The following is a 16,692-nucleotide window of genomic DNA, read 5'->3' as shown; positions in this document are numbered from 1 at the left end:
TCGAATTCTTCAGCAGCTGCGTTCAGCCCATACTCAAAGGATGTCGCAATATCTCCTAACTTACGCTGTTCCCAAGCTAAAGCAAAAGGGCCGCGGCATTTACCGCGACCCAGACAAAAACCGTCACTCGTTGGCGATTTCGATATCGAATCCACCCTCTAGTACAAAGCGCTTCAATAAGTCAGCCGCCTTTACGTTCACCCTAAACAAAGGCACTGAACCACCCTCAATCGATTCAAAAAACGCTTTGGCACGCACTTTATCGACGCTATCCTTCAACCTGTCGAATCTTCCATACTCATTGAGATTGGCTTCCGTCAAATCAAGCGACATCAAGTCAGACAGCAAACCAGGATCAACCCCAAGTGCCTCGACGATGCCATCAAGCTGCTGGTTTTTCGCGCGATGAGCGTACGCGGTGATGTAATCCCTAAGCGTCTTGCCCTCCTCCGGAACCACATCGCCACGCTCAACGTCGTGTAGAAAGAGCTCAGCAAGCTTCTGATCTTCTTGAGATAAAGTTGCAAACGATCGATGCAATTCCTTCGATGCCGCCTCTACATCCCCGTCATCATGCAATGCCTTGAGCCATTTGACGAAATTAGAATTCATATAGTCGGTGTCAATACGCCCCGTATCAATTTCGGTAAGATGCCCGTCCAAATCGTAAGGCACACTGGGAACGCTGCCTCCCGGCTTCCTCTCGAATAGCTCTTTATAACGTTGCGCGAGAATAAGATACGTGCGCTCGTCTAAATCGGGCTTTGCAATTTCAACTATGCCGTCATCACGCTCAAACTCGTACGCGTCACGACCCCATTGGAACCCCTGAATCTGAGCAGACTCAAGAAAACGGCTCATCTCAACGAAATCCTTTGCGAATTTTCGTCGCGCCTCGCGCGATTCAGGCAGCCTATCAAGGTCATGTACGCCATTGGCCTCGAACAGGCTCGTAATTTCCAACAAGCGAGCGTTCATCAAGGCGATATTCTCAGGAAGCTTCTGAACGAAAAGATCGAGTGGCTTATCGCCTGAATACAGCTTCACAGCAGCATCGATAAACCCCTTCATCGTATGAGGTTTGCGATAGTAGCGAATTATTCCGAAACGCTTTTCGGGCCCAAACAATCGATTCGTTCGACTGAAGGCCTGGATAATGTTCTCGTAGTCGATAACCTTATCCAAATAGAGCGTGTTCACCCATTTCGAGTCGAAGCCCGTAAGCATTTGATCGACGACAATAAGCAAGTCGATTCGCTGATCGCGTTTCGAATCAACCGCGGTATAGGGCGTTTTATGCGCAAGGCGAGCGGAAATGTCTTTTTTCATATTCGCCCAGGTGGGAATGGAGTATTCCTTGTCATATGCGGCATTGTAATCACTGATTATCTCTACCAGCGCGTCTTCTTTTACGGTTGCACCGCCGTTGTTATCTATGCTCGGGTCGAACAATGCAGTGATTTTCAACTGGGGAGCGCTCTCCTTGATGCGCCGATAGTAGCTGATCGCCTCGGGAATTGAGTTTGTTGCAAGAATCGCATGAAACCTATTGCTGCGAGACAAAACGGGGAATTGCTCAATGATATCGGCTATAACCTGACCCTCATGCGGCGTATCCTCATCATATTGGGAAGACTTCAGGAAGTCCTCCACGCCCTTAATACGCTCCCCCGCACTGTCAACCATGGGGCCCATCGGCGCCGACTCCATGTAGTAATAGAAAATCTCACTTTTCCTGGGGTCGCTTACGGCGTCATCAACACTTTCCGCTTTAGATTGCTCCAAAGCAACAGCCTCACGAACGTCTTTATCGCGATACGTCGTCACCATATACGGGTCGAAGCCAAGCACATTACCATCACGAATACCATCAGCAATGCTATAGCGATGCAGGCAATCGCCAAACACCATTGCGGTAGTTGCGCCCTTCTTCTGGTTCTCAACTTGGATTGGCGTACCCGTGAACCCGAAATAGAGCGCATTAGGGAAACTGCGGCGAATATCCTGCAGCATGTCGCCAAACGTAGACCTGTGACACTCGTCAAGAATAAAAACTACTCGCTTTTTTGCCATGCGGTCTAATTCGGCCTGAGTGATACCGCCCTCACCCGCTTTTACCCTGCTCATCTTCTGGATAGACGTAACGATAAGCGTATCTTTGGGATCGCTGCTCTGCACAAGCTTATGGCGAAGAACATCCGTGTTCTCCGTCGCCTGAACGTCATCCTCGTCATCGGCAAACGCCCGATACTCCTTAAGGGACTGCGTTCCCAACTCGATGCGATCCATGAGGAACACGACCTTATCGGCGTCTTTCGAGTCAGCAATGAGCTGCGCCGACTTAAAGCTCGTCATCGTCTTGCCCGAACCGGTGGTATGCCAAACGTAGCCACCGGGACGTCCGGGAGCCCCAGCAGGAGTAGGCGCATCCCAATCGCATTTGCGAACCCTGTCCGATATAGCACTTGCGGCAAGATACTGATAGCTGCGCATGACCTTCAAACAGCCATCCCCAGAATCGGCAACCGTGTAGAATCCAATAAGCTGATGGGCCATGGGGATGGAAAGCAACTGCGCCGTAAAGCGCTTCCAATCATCCGCCCCGGGGTGTTCGTTAGCGCAAAACGGTTCGTTATTGAAGTCGGCCCAATGAAAGAAATAACTATCGTTAAATTTGGCCGACCCGGGATTAGCGAAGTAAACCGCGTCATCAGGATTCATGGCGACAAAAATTTGAACCAAGCGGAATATCCCCGTAAATACGCCTTCATGAGCATACTTTTCAATTTGATTGCATGCGTAGCTAATGGGGACGCCGCTCTTTTTCAGTTCGATATGGATAACGGGCATACCATTGATGAGCAGGCAGATGTCGCCACGCCTATCACTAATAAGTTTATGCTTGGCAGCGTATACGGGCTGTTGCGCAATCTGGTAACGACTTTTACCACCGGCAATCTCTCGGCGGTCGTATATCTTCAGACTCACTTCCTTGCCGAAGTGAAGCGCGTCAGAGGGATTGTCGCGCTTAATGGCGACCGTTTTCCCATTGATAAAACCATTTAGAGCAAGTGGCGTCTTCAGCGCTTCGACCTGCTCGATAACCTGGTCCATCTCACCTTTGGTAAGCGGGCACCCATTCAGACGATCGATGTCGGCATTGTTCTGGAAGAGGATGTCGGCCCAATTTTGGATCAAATCGGCTTCGGCGGGATATTTCAACACGCCACCCGCATCATCCCATCCATGCTGCTTCAAAACAGCAATAACAGCCTCTTCGAAGTCGGACTCCTTGTCGTAGAACATCTCAGCTCCTATACGAACATCTTATCGAGCATGGAACGCTTGACGTTTTGCAGCAATTCGAGCTTACGCTGATGAAGAGTGATGAGGTTTTCGATGCCGTGTAATAACGAACCGATTTTGGTTTGCTCCGAAATCGAAGGGAACACGATGTCAACTTCTTTGAGGTCGTCGTTATGAAGATGAACAATCGTCTTGCCCTGTGCGCGCCTGGCCATCTGTTCGTGGGGGCTTGCGCCAGTGATGGCGAACGCAAGAAACACCTGCTCCAATTCAGATGACGGACGTATGATATTGAGGTCACCGCCCAGCATAACCCCAGGTTGAGCTACGGCGGAGGCTACTGATATATCCTCCGCGGTCTCTCCCGAACCAGGCACTATCACCTCGTTACCTTGACTTCTGACAGAACCCTCTCGCTCGACTGCAAACGTATCAACATTTGAAATGACCGTTTCGTAGTTCGTATAGAGGCGACCGTACAAGATTATGGGTGTTCCCTTTTCCGTCAAGTCAGACTTTGAATAGCCTTGTCCCTTGGAAAAATCAGCGAGCTCGCCCAACTTACGCTGTTCCCAAGGGTCAGTGAAACCCTTGAAACGAATTTCGGGAACCGATTCACCCGGCTTCGGGAACATCTTATCGAGAAGAGCCTTCTTGGTTTGCGTAAGCATGTAACGCTTACGCTGATGAAGAGTGATAAGATTGTCGAGGCTGTCAAAGAGCTTTGAGATCTCAGTCTGCTCCTTACGAGACGGCAGGGTGAATTCGTATTCGAGCATGGTGCCAATGTTCAACGTTTTGTTGCGCCCAGCACCACTTGGAGAGGCCAGCCAAAGGTAGCGCCTAAAGTTTTCGTCCAGAGTTGCGTAACGAAAGAATCCCGGCTCCATGTCGTCATGGAAACTGAACTGAGGAAAACGGTGTGATACCAGCGCCTTTGCATCGTCCTCAGACGTGATTGCGACTGCGTGCTCCCACGCGAAAACGATGTTTACGACAAGGTTGTCTGCACGGACCTTTGAGAGCTCCTGTTCCTCGATTTGTTGACCCGGTTCGACTTCTGTAAGAAAGGTCCCCTTTGCATGGCTGCGCACGCCCATGCGAGTGTATCCATCACGTGGAGTCGGCACCAGCTCTTTATATCTATCGGTGATGTCACCCAACTTACGCTGTTCCCAAGGGTCAGTGAAACCCTTGAATCGGATAGATGGCACATTTGCATTCGACATGCTACTCACCACCAAGCAGCTTTTGAAGCTCAGCAATACCCGCCATATCCGACTCATTACCTGTCAGCTGACCAAGCATCGTTACGAGCTCGTCTTCGGCAGACGAAATCTGATTGCAAACATCTGCGTACGTCGTTTCGTATTTAGAGCAAAGCGCCTGAAGTTTGGCGGTGAAATCCTTAATAGCCCCTTCAGGAAGAGACAGCAATTCGGCATAGAGAGGCTCAACCCATTTTGCGGCAAGCATGTTGCGGCACTGCGCATCATCCATGCCTTCGATAACCCCCTTTGTCTTCTCCTGAACAGCCGGAATAAGTGCCTTCAACTCCTTTTTCAGACCCTTTTCCTCGTCAAGCAGCAGCTGTGCCCCAACCAACGACTTCTCGAAATCCGTCTGGGGAGACTGTCCGATAGACTTAACCACGCGCTTCAACTCCGCAGCCACAAACGCATCGCCCGCATCGTTAATCGCCTTTGAGGAACCCTTTTCATCCTCGTCCATGCTCTCGAGGATTTCGGCCACTTCCTGGTCGATAGCAGAAATGCGCTGCTCCTTAGCTCTCATTGCCTCGATTTCGCCTGCAAGCAAACGCTGTTGCACAAGCTCAAAGGGCAGCACGCGGCCCACCCATCCATCTTGAACTTCAACGTCTTTGCCCTTTTTGCTTTTCACGACCATGTTAGGGTCGACCCTACGAACAGCGTCGAAACCTTCGGTTTGGATAACTTCCAAGTCAATGGCAATCCCCTGCCAGGCATCATCCAGCTTCTGATACGCAACGTACGCATCAACAAGGGGGACGTCTTTCAACATGCCCGCGATGACATCGGCAAGCTCCCCTTCCTCCGACAAGGCATCAACGCTTTCGGGCCGTTCGATTAAACGCACGCTCATCTCCCGAGGGAAGGAAGAGACTCGCTGCTTATAACGGTCAAGATACGAACGAACGTCATCATTCGCGCGAACCGATGATGCGATATCGGAAACAGCAAGTCGAAGACACGATTCGCCATCGTCGCGGAAGAGCTGGGCTTTCAAACTAGGCCAAGCAGTCCAATACGAATGCAACGTCTCGATTTCACCCCGCGGAACGCCGCCGAACATGGTCGCAAAGATATCCCAGCTCTCGGTCGGCTCAGATGAATCAACGTACCTGGGAATATTGAGGTTGTAGTCGTTTTGGCGAATCTCTTCGATAGAAACCGAACGACTGAATCCCTCAACGTTGGCGTTAGACGTAACGGCATCGACAATGCGCTTGATATCGCTGGACTGCAGCTTGTTGTTCTTGCCCTCTTTAACAAAATGCTTGCTCGCGTCAACAATCAGCACATTGCTATCCTCAGCAGTGCGCTGTTTGCGCAACACCATAATGATGGTGGGAATACCTGTACCAAAGAAAATGTTGGCAGGCAAACCAATAATCGCCTGGATATGGCGATGCTCTACCAAATTCTTGCGGATCGCACCCTCCTCGCCCCCGCGGAATAGCACTCCATGGGGCAGAACGATACACATAATGCCGTCGTTGCGCAGATGGAACAAATCGTGAAGCAGGAAGGCATAATCCGCTTTCGACTTAGGCGCTACACCGTAATCAAAACGAGGGTCGATGTCTTTTCCATCCGAATCCCAGTTTTGCGAATAGGGAGGATTGGAAACAACAGCATCAACGAAGAGGGGGTCATAGGTCTCTTCCTTATTCTCGAGAGAATCGAACCATGGCCAGTCATCCTCGAGCGTATCGCCGTTGCGCACGACTATGTTATCCGGCAGGATGCCGCGCATTACCAAGTTCATACGCGTGAGATTGTACGTATTCTCCTTTAGCTCCTGCGCGTAATACTTGATGCCATCGGGGTCGCCATTTCGACGAGCCACGGCTTTGCCGATGTTGATGAGCAAGGAGCCTGACCCACTCGTCGGGTCGTAGATTTTGATTTCCCCGCGCCCGGAAAGATGCCAAGCAACGATCTCGCTCATGAGCTTGCTTACTTCGTGAGGCGTATAGAACTCGCCAGCCTTCTTTCCGGCATTCGCAGCAAAGTTCTCGATGAGATACTCGTAGATATATCCCAGCACGTCGTAATCCTGGCGCCCATCCATGGGGATATCCTTGATAAGGTGGATTAGGTCGCGCGCCGCCTTCGACTGACTACGCGCATCGGTTCCCAGTTTCGACAAGCCCGTTTGGAGCGTTTCGAAAATGCCATCAAAAACTTTCTTATGAGCGGGGCTTATGTTGCGTTCGAACGCAGAGAGCGCGTCACGCACATCGGCTATCTCGAAATCCTTGCCCTTTGCAATCCACGTTTGGAATAGGTTGTCATACGCAATGAAGTAGCCGCACTCGTCTTTAACGAAATCAACCGTGCCCTGATCTTCCTCGGTAAGAGTAGGTAAATCAGCCTCGGTAAAATCATTCGCCTTCAGGCGAGCAATCTCCGTTTCAGAGAGAAACTTATAAAAGATGAACCCGAGAATATAATCTTTGTACTGACTAGCCTCGATAGTAGACCGCATCTTATTGGCGGATTCCCAAATCTTGGCAGCCAATTGTTGTTTGTTCATCCCTTATTCTCCTTAGCGCGAATAGCTCTAAATTCAAGCTAGTTACCCTTTCTTCCGCGCCAGAAAGCCCCGGCAAGCAAACGCAGAAGAGTGACGAGCTTCGAACGATTATAGGCCAGCAAGCACACTCGTCAGACTTCGTATCGTAAATCGAAAGAGACGATTCGGTGTCCAGCCTTACGGACAAGCATGCACACTCGCATGCATATTCGGTATTTATGCTGCATGCAGCACTTTTACCGATGTTTGCACGAAGGAACCAAAGCTAGATTCAACCTTGCTTAATTCAGGCATCAAGAAACAAAGGATGCATACCCGCGAAAACAGAAAGCGCCGCACCCAAAGGGCGCGGCGCATGATGCGATATGTAGCTTCGCCTAGCGCTGCGGCAGAAGCGCGGCGCGGACCGGCGAGAACGACGTGGTGCGCGTCCAATAGCCCTTCACCTGCGCAGCCGAAGAGAGCGCAGCGGCCGCCTGATGTGACTCGCACACGGCAAACGTGCCCGACCCGCTGCCGCACAGCAGCACGTCGGTAACGCCCGGCGCCTGGGAAGCGAACTGTGCGATTTCTGCTAGCTCGGGCAACAACTGCTGCGCCGGGGCTTCCAGGTTGTTGAACAGCGGAACCTGCGTGGCCTCCGTTGCCGCACGCACGGATTCCAGCTGAGCGGGCTCGGGATACACCGGGTTCTCGTCGAACGCACGATACGCCTCCGCCGTGGACACGCCGCCTTCGGGACGAATGATGACCACGGAATCGCGACGCGGAGCCAGCGTAGCCACCGGCTCGTCACCACGGCCCTGCAGCAGCATGCAGCCGCCATGCAGGAAGAAGCGCACATCGGCGCCCAGCTGCTGCGCCACACGAGCGACCGCCTCGTGGTCGGCGGGAATACCCCACAAATGCGCAGCACCCAGCAGCGCAGCCGCAGCATCGGCGCTGCCGCCACCTAGCCCCGTCTGATGCGGGATATGCTTTTCAATGACCAGGCGAATGCATTCGTCCTCTTCGCGCCCCAGTTCCTGCGCCAACGCACGCACCGCCTTGCACGCCAGGTTGTCCTGCGAGGGAATGTCGAGAGGCTCGATGCCCTCACGCCAGATGACCGTGGCCTCAACCTGCAGGCCGCTGCCCGCATCTACGTCTACCTTCACTTCGCGCAACGGCTGAGCAGCATCGCAGGGCTCCAGCAGCGTAACGTGCTCGCCCGCACCCACATGCGTCATACGCACGCCATCGTGCATAGACAGCGCATGCATAACGGTAAGCGCATTGTGGTAGCCGTCTTCCTGGCGTTCGCCAATGCCCAGGTAAAGGTTCACTTTCGCGGGAGCGATAAGATTGATGGTCTTCACGGTAATCCTTCGTTCGTGGTCGGGTTACTTGGTTGATAGTTCATTATTCGAGGCAGCAGCCTCGGCCTTCGCCGCCTTGCGCGCGGAACGTCGCGCCGCAAAGAAATCCTTCAGCAGCTGCGAGCATTCCTGTTCGCATACGCCCGCCGTAACGGGGAACGCATGGTTCAGGCGCTCGTCTTCGTTGATGCGATACAACGTGCCCAGCGCGCCGGCCTTCGGATCGCTGGCGCCATACACGCACCGCGCAATACGCGCCTGGTGCATGAGGCCCGCACACATGATGCACGGTTCCAGCGTGACGTACACCGTGCAATCGGAAAGACGCCACGCTTCCAGTTCGCGCGACGCCTGCAACATGGCCAAAAATTCGGCATGCCCCGAAGGATCCATGTCGCGTTCGCGCCGATTGCACGCCTGCGCGATAACGCGCGGCTCCGCAAGCGGCTTGCGCGTACCCTTGTCGATAGGATGGTACACGACCACCGCGCCAATGGGCACCTCGCCCGCTGCGCCCGCCAAACGCGCCTGTTCCAAGGCAAGCTGCATGTATTCGATATCGCGTTCTTCCATAACGCTCAGAATTATATGGTAAGCTAACGCGAGCGGTATGCGCATTCGCACATGTCCATCGAATACGGAGGAATGGCCGAGTGGTTTAAGGCGGCAGTCTTGAAAACTGTTGAGCTGAAAGGTTCCGTGGGTTCGAATCCTACTTCCTCCGCCATGAATGTCGATCAGGTTCAGAAATGGACCTGATTTTTTGTTTTCCCTCCACCATCCCGCGCGTCGGGCGGGGTTGCCCCTTCGGGGCACCCGCTCCGCTGTTCGCTTGTTTTTGCCCTCAACGGGGCAAAAACATCGCTCATGCGCTCGCTGGTTCATGTATTTACACGGTTGCTTGGCTAAGCCAAGCAACTTCAATTTCTGCTTTCACAGTGCCCCGAAGGGGCAACCCCGCCCGACGCATGTTATCCCTGTTTGCAAAAAACAGGCCCTTTCCCTGCTAGCGCGCGGGGCGGAGGAAGTGGGATTCGACCGCGGGTCTTGCGCCCAGTTTTCAATACTGCGCTGGTGAGCGGGAATGGAGCATTCTTTCTCGCAAGCTTTCTGGGTCAGTTCCGAGACGCCGATTTGTCGCGGGCTTTCGCGAATCGCCAAAAAAGACCACCTGAGGGGCGCGCTGCATGAAGCGATTGTGACGCTTGGATGTCGTTCGAGGCTAACGGGGAAATTGCTGGTCAAGGCGGTGGGAGTAGGAGTATCCTCGGCAAGGAGAGAGTTAGACATACCAAACTGATTGGACCTGCACTATGTTCGTACACGAATACGGAAACCCAGACGACCCCACTGTTATCCTGCTCGCACCCATGATGATGTCGGGGGAAGATATCTATCGCATGATGAGCCCCCACTTCGCGAACTCGTATCACATCATCGCGCCCGACCAGGGCGGTCACGGCGATGCTGGTGCATACGTAAGCGCCGATGACGAATGCGCGCAGCTGAAGCACTACCTGGTAAAACAAGGCATAACGGATATCGAGCTGGTGTACGGTTCCTCGCTGGGCGTCGCCGTTGGCTGGCGCCTCTTTCTGGACAACGGCTTCAACATCCATCACGCCTGGTTCGATGGCGTGCTCTTCCGCGAAAGCGCGCCCTTCTTCGAGTTCGCCTTCAAAACCATGTTCAAGCAGAAGAAGCGCTCGCTCTCCAAGCACTCCGTTGAGGCATCGAAGGGACTCGAAGACAAATACGGACACGAGCGTGCCGTGATGATGACCAGGAACTTCAACCGCATCACCGACAGCGATATCGATGCCATCTGTCACACCTGCTGCAATTACCCCCTTGCGAAGCTCACGCCCGAACAGCAAGCACGCTTGCACCTTGACTACGGCAGCAAGGACCCCACATTCCGCCAATCCCGCCGCGGCATCGCCACGTGCATGCCAAACGTTGGCATTACCATTCGCAAAGGCTACCCGCATTGCGGATACGTTGCCGCGCACACCAAGGAATACGTGAAGGAAATCGAAGAGTTCATCCATGCGTAACGCACAAGCGTAGGTTTCGGCTAATAGCGTCTAACCACGAACAAGGGAGGTTCGTTCACGCGAACAACTCGCGTGTCGCGAGCGACAACCGCAAACATACCTCCGTCGCTTGTTCACGCAGGGCATAAGGAAAGGGCCCCGGAGGGCCCTTTCCAAGTAGATGCCGCTTGCGCAACAAGCAAGCAGGACTAGCCGTTTACGGCAACGCCATACCAGGCGGTACCCTCGTCATTCCAGCCAAGCGAAACGAGGTTCTTGTGCTCGCTTGCGCTCGTGGTGAAGTTATGCGCACCCGAGATGGCATTCGGATTGTATTCGCGCAGCACTTCCACGGACTGAGCGTCATCGGAATACCAACCGATGCCCTCGTACTTCCAACCGAGCCCACTCAGCCAATCACGCTCCTCGGTGCTCATCGTGTAATGATGATCGCCGCCATTGGGGTTGTACAGGCGATAGACCGGCGTCGCGGAGCTGGAAGGCGCATACCAGCCAATGCCCTCATACGTCCAGCCCAGAACCGTAAGGCCATCACGCTCTTCCTCGGAAGCCGTGTAGAAGTGCTCACCCGAATTGGGGTTGTACAGACGGAACAGCGCCTGAGCCGAAGCAGGATCGGAAACGATTAGGAACGTAGTGCTCTGCTCGCCCTCGTAGCTGCCCATTCCGGTAATGGTCACCGTAGCGGTGCCAAGCTCGGTATTGTTCTTGTATTCCACCGAGTAGTCAACGTTCTCCTCGAGCGTGATATCGCCGTCGGTCACCGTTACTTCAGGCTCGATAGCCTCGCCCGTGAAGACCTGGTTCGCAATCGCAGAAATAGTGCACTCCGAGAGGTCACCCTTATGAACAACGAGCAACGAATCGGTCTGATTCCACAGACGCTTGCCGGCAATCGTGGTACCAGAACCAGCCAGGTATTCATCGGTAAGGGAACCCATTACCGTGCGCACTTCGTTGGTGGTCGAAGCGTTGGCAACGTTGTACGCAACCGCATCGGTAGCGGTCGTCTGAACCGCCGACGTGCATTCCGTAATGGAAAGCACCATGGGAGCAGCAATATAGCTCGTAGCATCCGTTTCCGAAGACGTCGTGCTGGGGAAGAACTTCAGCTGCGAATTCGCCTCGTACGTCAACTCGTTGGTCGCCTTGCCCTGGGAGGCATCGCCACCCCAGCTAACGTAGTCGCCGCTGCCCCACGCCACGCCCGCGTCGCTCAGCAGATCGGTTAGCGATACGTACGTCGCTGCCGTCGTCACGTTCCAAACGCCACCCTTGTAATACAGGCCCGAAACAGGCGAACCGCTGCTCTGCAGCGCCTCGAATTCTTCTTGGGTATAGCTCTTGGCCAGCGTCGCATCGTGATTGCCCGTCTTCTGATAAACGGAAATCAGCGACGCACTATCTGCATACGCCTGAGCAGGCTGCGCAACCGCGCCCGCCACGGCAAGCGCAAACACACTCGCCGCAAACAGTCCCACCACCTTTCGTATTTTGCTCGATTTAAGCAACGCACTTTGCACGCGTTCTCCCATCCTGCAACTCCTTCCTTTATTCTCATCCGCATTTCTTCTTTGTTGCGGATAATTACCAATGCACGGATGCCCTCATGCCCGCCAATGAGACCCTATGGGCATGTCCTTTTCCGGAAAAGGACGCCTTCTCGCGCTCTACGAACGCATTTCCCCAGGTCGCTTCTTCCGCTTATGGCCCATGCCCCCCGAAAACCGTCCTTTTCCGGAAAAGGTACGCGGGAGCATGGGAAACGGCGTCAAAGCCCAACCGTTGGACGGCAAACCCTGCGCAACCCACCAAGCCACACCACTACAGGCCGTACCAGCCAATACCCTCGGCACGCCAGCCAACCTTCACGAGCATGTCATTCTCTTCCTTACTCGTGGTGTAGTTATGAGAACCAGACTGGGCGTTGGGGTTGTACTGCCTGTACAATGCAACGGTCTTGGCGTCGTCGGAATACCAGCCAATGCCCTCGTAGACCCAGCCAACCTTCACCAAGCCGTCGCGCTCCTCCACGCTTGCCGTGTAGTGATGGTCTCCCCCATTCGGGTTGTACAAACGATACACGGGCGTGTTGCTACTCGAGGGCGCCGTCCATCCAATGCCCTCGTAGACCCAGCCCAGCTTCACCAAGTAATCGCGCTCGGACGCGCTTGCCGTATAGAAGTGCTCGCCGCCATTGGGGTTGTACAGACGATTCATGGGCACTGCTTCCGCCACGATGGTGAACTGCGCCGTGGCGCTTCCCGTCCACGACCCCACGCCCGTAACGGTAACCGTGGCGGTTCCCACGTTCACGTTATTGGAATAGGCAAGCGTATAATCCGTACCTTCGGCAAGAACCGCGTTACCCACACTTACCGAAACCGTGGGTTCGATGGCGCTGCCCGTATAGTCGTACGTAGACGCATCGAAGGAAATCTGCGCGTCTTCCAGGCTAAACGGCACCAATGTAAAGCGCGCGCCACCATTCGTGCCAGCTACATCGTCACTATTCGCCGCAACAAGCTCACGCACAGCAGTCGCACTCGGATAACACGTAACCGAAACGCCAGCGCAACCCGCAAACGCTCCCTTGGTCCTACTCGTCGCAATAGACGACGGCAAAGAAGGATCCTGCGTCAGGAACGTAAGCGACGTAAGGCCCGTACACCCCTTGAACGCCGAAGAATCAAGCACGTCAACGTATTCGGGCAACGTAATACTCGTAATGTTCGTGCAGTAGGCAAATGCGTGATCGCCAATAGTGGTGAGCTTCGAGCTCTCGGCAAACGTCACCTCGCTCAACGTACCGCCGTAGCTGGTATTCGCCGAGCCAAAGGCGTAGTTTCCGATGGTCGTTACCGTAGCGGGAATAGACACGGCACGAACCTTCAGCTTCGACGTATTGGCAAGGCTGCCCTCGTAGTCGGTCTGCAGCTCGCCACCGAAAGCGTTGCTGGCAATAGACGTCACCTCGTAGGCAACGCCATCGTGCTCGACTGCAGCGGGAATGGCAATATCCACGTAATCGCGCTGCGAATATACTTCCACGCCCGTAACGGCAGCCGTAGCCGTCTCAGTGTCATAGCTATAGAGCAATTCATACACGGGGGCATCGGCAATCTGGAATGACCCGGAAATCGTGCCCGTATAGGCGCCCTTGCCCGTGGCGGTAAACGTTGCCGTGCCCGCTTCCACGTTGTTCTGGTACTCGATGTCGTAATCGGTTCCACACGTAAGCTCGGCACCACCGTAATACAGGGTCACCGGCGTAAATGCCGTTCCGTCGTACACCTGATCGGGGGCGCTGTAGGTGGCATACGCCAGATCGAGCGCTTCGCCCGAGTCGGTGATATTGAAGAACATGTTCGCGTAGTTGATGAAGTTGGAGTTCGAAACGTAACGCACCGTTACGGAGCCAATCGTGCTTCCACCCGCAACGCCAACATTGTTCTTGTCCGACGAAGCCGAATTGCCGTCATCGGAATTCGCATTGCCATATACGAGCCTGTAATCCACGCCCTCTTCCAACGTGTGCGTTACGCCATTCACCGTATATGTAACCCCGGAAACAGTGGGCTCAACAGGCGTTCCGCCGGCATACGGAAGCGTGGTAGAAGGATTGGACGCTTCTTCACTATTAGAGGTGGACTTCACCCACGGATACGTTTGACCGGCATACGTCAACACGACGTTGTCGTAGCTGCACTCGCGAAGCAAATCCACGGGCTTAATGCGATACGTGCCCGTAGCCTGAGTGCCTGCGGCAAAGCGGGTGGAACCTTCGACGGGCTCGATGGTCACGGTGTACGCTCCCGCGTTCGTAGGCGCATCGGTTTCATTGCCCTTGGAATCCTTCACGCTCACGATGCGATACTCGGAAGGATCAAGCGTAACGGTTCCAGACGTCACCTTCAGAGACGCCTCGGTGGGCATCTGAGACTCGTAATTGAAACTCACTGCGGTGGCGGTAACCGTACACGACGCGATGCTGCCCGCAACGATGCTATACGACACACCCGAAATGGTCCCCGAATACGCGCCCATGCCATGTATGGTAGCCAAATAGCCATCGCCCAACTCCACGGCGCCCGCTTGTGGCTCGACGTAGAAATCGACGTTCTGCACGAGCTGTTGACCCGCCAACGTTACGCTCACGGAAGGTACGCTTTCGCCACCTGTGTAAATAGCGTTCTCCGTTACGACGGCCGTACCCGCAGAAAGGTCATTCGCGGAGGTCCAGGGCGAATTCCACGAAATCATGGGGTAACCCATATTCGAATCGAAGCTTTCCGCATCACCATCGGAGGAAACCCAGTACGTGCTCCAACCGCCCTTGTTGGCCATCGTATTCAGAAGGGCCACAGCATCGGAAGAGCGCAGCTGCTCAGCCGTGTACACGACATTATTCGACACGGAACCCGAAGCCTCCGTCTCGTCCTCTTCATCGCCGTAAACGCAGTTGTCGTTTTCGACCACACCCTTCAGCGAGATGTTGTCGTGCGTATACCCATCGTTCTGGCCAACGATACTACGCTGGCGCATGCCGCTCTTGGCCAGAATGGTGCCCTCGTTATAGCAGCCATAGCACTCGGGGATGGGAGAAGACGGCTCGTAGACGTTCGTGGTCTCGTCCTTCTTTTCGTAATGCACCAGAAAGCCCGCGATGCCCGATGCGTAATAACCGCTCGCCACATCTACCGAACGCGTGGATTCGTCTTTCCACGTACCGCTCATGATGGTTGCAAAGTTCGCGCAGTAGCACACATCACCATGCGCATTGCCCACGATGCCCGCGGGGGCAGGCTTGTTCCAACGCGTGGCCACCACAAACGAACGCACTTCGGTGGTGGTATCACCCGAGGTATACGTCTTGTACATGTTCATGCAACCCGAGATGGTGGTGTAGCTACCCGTGGCGCCGGCAATGCCACCCACGGAATTCAGGCCATACAAATCGCCGTAGTTCACGCAATTGGAGAGTACAAGGGCGTCTTTTTCGTTGCCGTCGTCGCCCGAAGCAATAGTGGTGACGTTGTCTTGCTGCATGAAGTAGCGCAAAGACCCCACAATACCGCCCACGCTCGTGCCGTGCTCGGCGCGAATGTACCCAACATTAGACACGCTGTCATTCGAGGCCTGCTCGCCATTCACGCAGTTCGAAACGGAACCCTGGCTATACCCCACGATGCCACCCACAGCTTCGCTGCGGGCATACGCGGTGCTGCCAAAGCGATCGACGCCCGAGGTGCTTGGCGTATCGACGGTGATCTGGGCCACGTTCGTGCAACCCGATATGCTGCCATGCTGCGACGCTTCTGATTCAACCGCCTCCGTCGACGTTCCCACACGCGTCTCATCACCGCAGAAGCCCACGACACCGCCTACGTACTGCACGATGCGCGAAGTCTCCAGGTCGGTTTCCGGCGTGGTACCCGACGACACGGTAAGCGCCCCCGCATTCGAGCAGTTGGTTACACTACCGGCGCACGTGCCCGCCACGCCGCCCACATAGCCCACCATCTGAAGGGCACCCTTGGTCTGCACCGCATTTGAAGACACCTGCACGGAAGCTGCATTCGAGCAGTTGGACAGCGAGCCGCCACAATACCCGGCAACCATGCCCACGTGATCGAACACAAGCGTGTCGCTTTCCGCCACGAGGCTTGCATTCGAGCCAATGGCAACGTTGCTCACGTCGCCACCCACATACCCAAAGAAGCCCAGGTAACGTGTACGGTCGATAGCGTCGGCATCGCTGGTGCCCACGCAGATGCGGAAGTTGTCGAAGGTGCTTCCCCCGCCATCGAACGACCCAAGGAAGGGATGCTCGGCGCTACCGATGGGCGTCCACGACATGCCACCAAAGCTATACGACCCGTTCCAAGACTCGGCCACCGTAACCGTAACCCCCTGGAACGTAACCGCCTCATCGGCTACGCCGTCGCCATCCACGTCGGCCGTGCCATTTACCAAATTGGCAAAGCCGCAAATGTCGCCCACCGTGCTCAGCACGTAGGAGCTCTGGCCTGGCGTATACCAATCATACGTGGGGTCGGTCGACAAGGCGCGCGCTACGCCCACGCCCACCACCAGGCACGCCGCAGCCAAGGCCAACGCCAAAACGGCTGCCATCCCTCGTTTCACTACGCTCATCAGACATGCATCCT

General features: G+C 54.8%; 8 protein-coding genes and 1 tRNA gene. 2 read left to right on the top strand and 7 right to left on the bottom strand.

Annotated features, from left to right (window positions below; translation table 11 throughout):
• Positions 1–123: 123 nt before the first annotated feature.
• The 5 genes from E7002_RS07480 to E7002_RS07460 form a co-directional block, all read right to left on the bottom strand.
• Positions 124–3,306 carry an HsdR family type I site-specific deoxyribonuclease gene (locus E7002_RS07480; protein ID WP_303728242.1) on the bottom strand — a complete coding sequence of 1,061 codons (3,183 nt, stop codon included), beginning with the start codon at positions 3,304–3,306 and terminating at the stop codon, positions 124–126.
• 8 nt (positions 3,307–3,314) lie between these two features.
• Positions 3,315–4,535 carry a restriction endonuclease subunit S gene (locus tag E7002_RS07475; RefSeq protein WP_303728241.1) on the bottom strand — a complete coding sequence of 407 codons (1,221 nt, stop codon included), beginning with the start codon at positions 4,533–4,535 and terminating at the stop codon, positions 3,315–3,317.
• Position 4,536: 1 nt separating this feature from the next.
• On the bottom strand, positions 4,537–7,107 hold the full coding sequence (locus E7002_RS07470) for a type I restriction-modification system subunit M (RefSeq protein WP_303728240.1): 2,571 nt from the start codon (positions 7,105–7,107) through the stop codon (positions 4,537–4,539).
• A 377-nt stretch (positions 7,108–7,484) separates the two neighbouring features.
• A complete protein-coding gene (locus tag E7002_RS07465; RefSeq protein WP_303728239.1) occupies positions 7,485–8,465 on the bottom strand; it encodes a 4-(cytidine 5'-diphospho)-2-C-methyl-D-erythritol kinase in 981 nt (326 codons plus the stop codon).
• 24 nt (positions 8,466–8,489) lie between these two features.
• The gene (locus tag E7002_RS07460) at positions 8,490–9,038 is read right to left on the bottom strand and encodes a nucleoside deaminase (RefSeq protein ID WP_303728238.1); all 549 of its coding nucleotides are present in this window, start codon (positions 9,036–9,038) and stop codon (positions 8,490–8,492) included.
• Between the two features lie 66 nt (positions 9,039–9,104).
• Here E7002_RS07460 and E7002_RS07455 point away from each other — a divergent pair.
• Both E7002_RS07455 and E7002_RS07450 read left to right on the top strand, forming a co-directional pair.
• Positions 9,105–9,192, top strand: a tRNA-Ser gene (locus E7002_RS07455).
• Positions 9,193–9,778: 586 nt separating this feature from the next.
• Positions 9,779–10,522, top strand: coding sequence for an alpha/beta fold hydrolase (locus E7002_RS07450; protein ID WP_303728236.1), 744 nt, complete (start codon positions 9,779–9,781; stop codon positions 10,520–10,522).
• Positions 10,523–10,710: 188 nt separating this feature from the next.
• On the opposite strand, the gene E7002_RS07445 is transcribed toward E7002_RS07450, so the two are convergent.
• Together E7002_RS07445 and E7002_RS07440 are read right to left on the bottom strand one after the other, a co-directional pair.
• Entirely contained in the window at positions 10,711–12,057 is a 1,347-nt protein-coding gene (locus E7002_RS07445; protein WP_303728235.1) for a hypothetical protein, read from the bottom strand.
• Between the two features lie 289 nt (positions 12,058–12,346).
• Positions 12,347–16,678: a leucine-rich repeat domain-containing protein gene (locus E7002_RS07440; protein WP_303728233.1), complete on the bottom strand. Its 4,332-nt coding sequence runs from the start codon at positions 16,676–16,678 to the stop codon at positions 12,347–12,349.
• Between the last annotated feature and the right edge of the window lie 14 nt (positions 16,679–16,692).

Source organism: Denitrobacterium detoxificans (genome assembly GCF_015062615.1).
GTDB classification, from domain to species: Bacteria; Actinomycetota; Coriobacteriia; order Coriobacteriales; family Eggerthellaceae; genus Denitrobacterium; species Denitrobacterium detoxificans_A.
This window is presented reverse-complemented; position numbering and strand designations above follow the sequence as displayed.

Coding starts and splice junctions, on each gene's coding strand:
- E7002_RS07440 (WP_303728233.1), bottom strand. CDS start 16,678: ATGAGCGTAGTGAAACGAGGGATGGCAGCCGTTTTGGCGTTGGCCTTG.
- E7002_RS07450 (WP_303728236.1), top strand. CDS start 9,779: ATGTTCGTACACGAATACGGAAACCCAGACGACCCCACTGTTATCCTG.
- E7002_RS07480 (WP_303728242.1), bottom strand. CDS start 3,306: ATGTTCTACGACAAGGAGTCCGACTTCGAAGAGGCTGTTATTGCTGTT.
- E7002_RS07475 (WP_303728241.1), bottom strand. CDS start 4,535: ATGTCGAATGCAAATGTGCCATCTATCCGATTCAAGGGTTTCACTGAC.
- E7002_RS07460 (WP_303728238.1), bottom strand. CDS start 9,038: ATGGAAGAACGCGATATCGAATACATGCAGCTTGCCTTGGAACAGGCG.
- E7002_RS07445 (WP_303728235.1), bottom strand. CDS start 12,057: ATGGGAGAACGCGTGCAAAGTGCGTTGCTTAAATCGAGCAAAATACGA.
- E7002_RS07470 (WP_303728240.1), bottom strand. CDS start 7,107: ATGAACAAACAACAATTGGCTGCCAAGATTTGGGAATCCGCCAATAAG.